The sequence below is a fragment of the Paraburkholderia nemoris genome (genome assembly GCF_905221015.1).
Classification (GTDB): Bacteria; Pseudomonadota; Gammaproteobacteria; order Burkholderiales; family Burkholderiaceae; genus Paraburkholderia; species Paraburkholderia nemoris.
The window spans coordinates 1-4,028 of record NZ_CAJNBO010000084.1 but is presented as its reverse complement, the minus strand read 5'-3'; the positions used below and the strand labels follow the sequence as shown (position 1 = coordinate 4,028).

Sequence of the window (4,028 nt, the reverse complement as noted above, 5' to 3'; positions counted from 1 at the left end):
CCTGCTGCTCGAAACGCTTCATCACCTCGTCAAACATCCCTTCGTACCCGTCGTCCTTGAACAGGTCGCCAGGTTACCAGGTTTGCCGCGCAAAGACCTTGAAAGGGCTGGGATTAAGGGCCTAGTCCGACCGCGCCAAACATTCACGGAAGAACTCACCTGAAAATGGCCTCCGGGCGCCATTCGCCGATGGCATCGCACTGTGCGCCATATATGAAGAAATTAGCCTGTTAGTCGGTGAAGGCCGCCGCATCCCGGCGTTTGCGTCCATTTATCGACGCAGTCCCTTCACGTGCTCAGGTTAGGTATTCTCAGCGACTCTTACGAAGCGTTCAACCGGACTTTCGTGATGGTCTTATGAGATTGTCTGATGGACGCTTGCGATAGACAGCCGGTAACTGCCTCGAGAGTTGTCGCAACTACCGTTATCGAGCCGGTAAGCCTTGACGTGACGCATTATATTTCGGGGTAATCGTCCTTTTCGTGCAAAATCTGGCGGTTCTCCTGAGCGCCTTTGTTTATAAGGATCTGCGGGCGGCAAAGATGACGATTTTGGGACCTGCCCAGTGTCCGCGGTAAGATACCTGCCCGCGATTTCGGATCGCGCCACCTTGACGGGAGGCAGGAGATGCCGGGCCTGGAATTTCGCTATGTGGGACAGGACCGCCTGCCCACCCGGTTGTCGGAATTCGATGTCGAGCGCTACTTCGCGCTGACCGACAGTGATGTAGCCTCAATAAACGAGCGCTTCCGGCGCGATCGCCGTGCCGGGGCCGCCATCCAGCTGGTCTTCCTGCGTGCGAGCGGCCACACCCTCGACCATGTGGGCACTATCCCGCGCCAGCTGCTGCGCTACGTCGGCGAAAGACTCAGTCTGCCGACCCCGACAATTGCCTCGCCGCGAACCCTCTATCGCCGCTACAAGACGCTGTATGACCATCAGGTCTGGGCTTGCGAATATCTCGGCCTCACGTCGATCGGATCAGATGCATTGAAGGGCCTCGAAGCGTGGATGCAGCAGGATGCCGGGGAGTCTCTGACCCTCGATGAGTTGATCCAGCACGCTCGCTGCTGGCTGTACGAGCGCAAGATTCTGATGCCGGCTGACCGGACGCTGCGGGATCTGGGCCGCTCGATATGGACAGGAATCGAACGCGACCTGCTCGTCCGGATCGGTGCGACTGTCACGGAAGCACAACTGGTGCGCGCGGATGCCGTTCTGCGCACCCAGCGCGGCGCTTCAGGCATGACTGTGCCAGGCCCGCTCGGCGGTGGAGTACCGGCAGCAGTTGATTGCGATCAAGGCGCTCGTGCACGATTCAGGTCGCCCGGCAGAAGAAAGGCTTGCCGATATCGGCAAGCTGCTCGAGGATCTGTCGGAAAAACCTCCGGCCAGTCATGCAGCGAGCGTTCGCGAAACGCTGACCGACGATCACCATCGTATCCTCAATCTGCTGCTGCCCTTGCGCGAACTGGCGTTCGCGGGCCGGGAGGCCGAGCCGAGCTTGCGGCAGCTCGAGCTCATTGGCCAGTTGCACGACAGCGGTGCGACCGAGCTGCCGCGTGACTGTGATGTGCCGGTCAGCGCCAGTTGGCGCGACATCGTCGAGGGCGATGATCGAAAGCGTGCACTGCGCGCCCTGGAAGCTTCTGCACTCACGGGTTTGCGCAAGGGTCTGCGCTGTGGCTCGGTGTGGATCAATCACAGTCTGTCTTTTCGCGAGCGCGACCAGTTACTGATTCCACCAGCGCAATGGGAAAGCGAACGGGACCGTCATCTGTCGTCGCTGGGTTTGCCACCGACAGCAGAGTCGTTCCTCGAGCGGCTGACGAGCCACCTCCAGGCGAGTCTCGCCGCACTGGACGAAGCCCGTGAGGCCGGGCGAGTAACGATCGGGCCAGACGGCGCGCTGCACCTGTCAGCGCTCGAAGCGTTGCCGACAGACGGTATACCGAAACGCACGCGCGATCTGATGTTCAAGGAGATCGGCAACGCCCAGTTTGCCGACATGGTCATGGAAATGGATGCCCGCACGGGTTTCAGCGAGGTGCTGCTGGCGCGCAGGGCGCGCGATGCTCACGAACTCGTCTCGCTGTACGCGGCACTGATTGCGCATGGCACCGAGCTGGACGCGAAAAGCGTCGCGGCCATGATCCCGCAACTGGACCCGGCGCACATCTCGGCTGCGATGCGCGCACTCGAAATGCCAGGGCGGCTCCCCCGCGCAAACGACCGTGTGGTGGAGTTCCAGCGCACACACCCGATCACTGAGCTCTGGGGTACCGGACAGCACGCATCCAGCGATTCAATGAGTCTGGATACGTCCCGGCACCTCTTTTACGCTCGGGTCGATCCGCGACGCCGCACCCACGCGGTGGGTATGTACACGCACGTGCTGGACCAACACGGCATCGTCTATAACTATCCGATTGTTCTGAACGAGCGCTAGGCTGGCGTGGCGATTGAAGGCATCATCCGCCACAACGACACGCGTAACGACGGCGGGTTGCTCAGACTTTCCGTTGACACGCATGGGTATACAAATGTGGCAATGGCGGTGTCGAAACTGCTCGGGTTCGATCTCTGTCCGCGCCTGCGCAACCTGTCCGAGCGCAAGCTGTATTTGCCACGGGGAACGGTCGCGCCCGAAGGGTTGGCCTCGGTGATTTCCTGCGAGATATCGCTCAAGGCCATTCGCGACGGCTGGGACGAGCTGCTGCGGCTGGTTGCCTCGATCAGGTCGGGACGGGTCAGCGCGATTGTCGCGCTCCAGCGGTTCGGCAGCGCCGCGCAGGGCGACCGGGTGCATCGGGCCGCCGATCATCTTGGCAAGCTGTTGCGCACGCTTTTCCTGTGCGACTATTTCAGCAACGCGGAGTTTCGTCGTGAACTGCATACGCTGCTCAACCGCGGCGAGTCGGTTCACCAGCTCCAGCGCGCAATCTACATTGGCAAGGTCGCGCCGGAACGTGGACGTCGCCGCGATGAAATGATCGCGATCTCCGGCTCGTTGACGTTGCTCACGAATCTTGTCATCGCGTGGAACACGCAGCGCATGCAGGCGACGGTCGACGACTGGCGACGCAAGGGGCAGCTCATCGATGATGACTGGCTGCGCCGCATGGGGCCGGCGCATTTCGCGCATGTGAATTTCCGGGGAACGCTCAGTTTTCCGATCGATATGTACCAGGAGGTGCTGCTTGACGCAGCACCCTGGCAGAAGGCGAGCAGTTCCTGAAAACATTCCACAGAGGAGGAAACCCTTTGAAGTCTGCTATTACTCGCGAACTTGCGAAGATCATTCCAACCATCCGTTGCCACGGGGACTTCTACGCGACAGGCGAATCTGAAATCGCCATGCCCAACCTGGAGGTAGATGCTATGTGGGAGGGCGGCGACAGAAAGCCCGACTGGAGTAAAACGGGAGTTGCACACTCGTTTTCTCCGAAGGAGCACGCAAATGGATACGCCTGACACAGCCCTCCGTGGGCAGAATACGACGGCAGGTGGCCGCCTGTACATGGCTTTTGAACTGGGCGAGAAGAACTGGAAGCTCTCACTGGGTGATGGCCAGCGCGCGCCCAGCCGCTGTACGGTCGCCGCCGGTGATACCACGGCGGTTCTCTCACCGCCATCGCCAACGCCAGGGCGCGTTGCCATCTCGGCGCCGACGCACCCGTCTACAGCTGTTATGAAGCAGGCCGCGACGGTTTCTGGCTGCACCGCTGGCTGGCTGCACAGGGCATCGTCAATCTCGTGGTGGATTCGGCCAGCATCGAGGTGAACCGCCGTGCGCGTCGCGCCAAGACAGACCGGCTTGACAGCGACAAGCTGCTGTCGATGCTCATGCGCTATTACGTGGGCGAGCGGCGCGTGTGGGCGGTGGCACGCATTCCCACGCCCGAGCAGGAGGACGACCGGCGCCTGCACCGTGAGCTCGAACGCCTGCGCAAAGAGCAGACTGCGCACACCAACCGGATCCGCTCCCTGCTGGTACTGCACAACCTTCGGGTCCGGTCTGTCGGCG

The 4,028-nt window shown here is 61.3% G+C and carries 2 pseudogenes; both read left to right on the top strand.

The annotated features are described in order from the left end of the window. Positions 1 to 628: 628 nt before the first annotated feature. Positions 629 to 3,239: pseudogene (locus KHO33_RS43130) on the top strand (Tn3 family transposase). A 222-nt stretch (positions 3,240 to 3,461) separates the two neighbouring features. After that, positions 3,462 to 4,028 (top strand): annotated as a pseudogene (locus KHO33_RS43125) (IS110 family transposase); the annotation flags it as partial.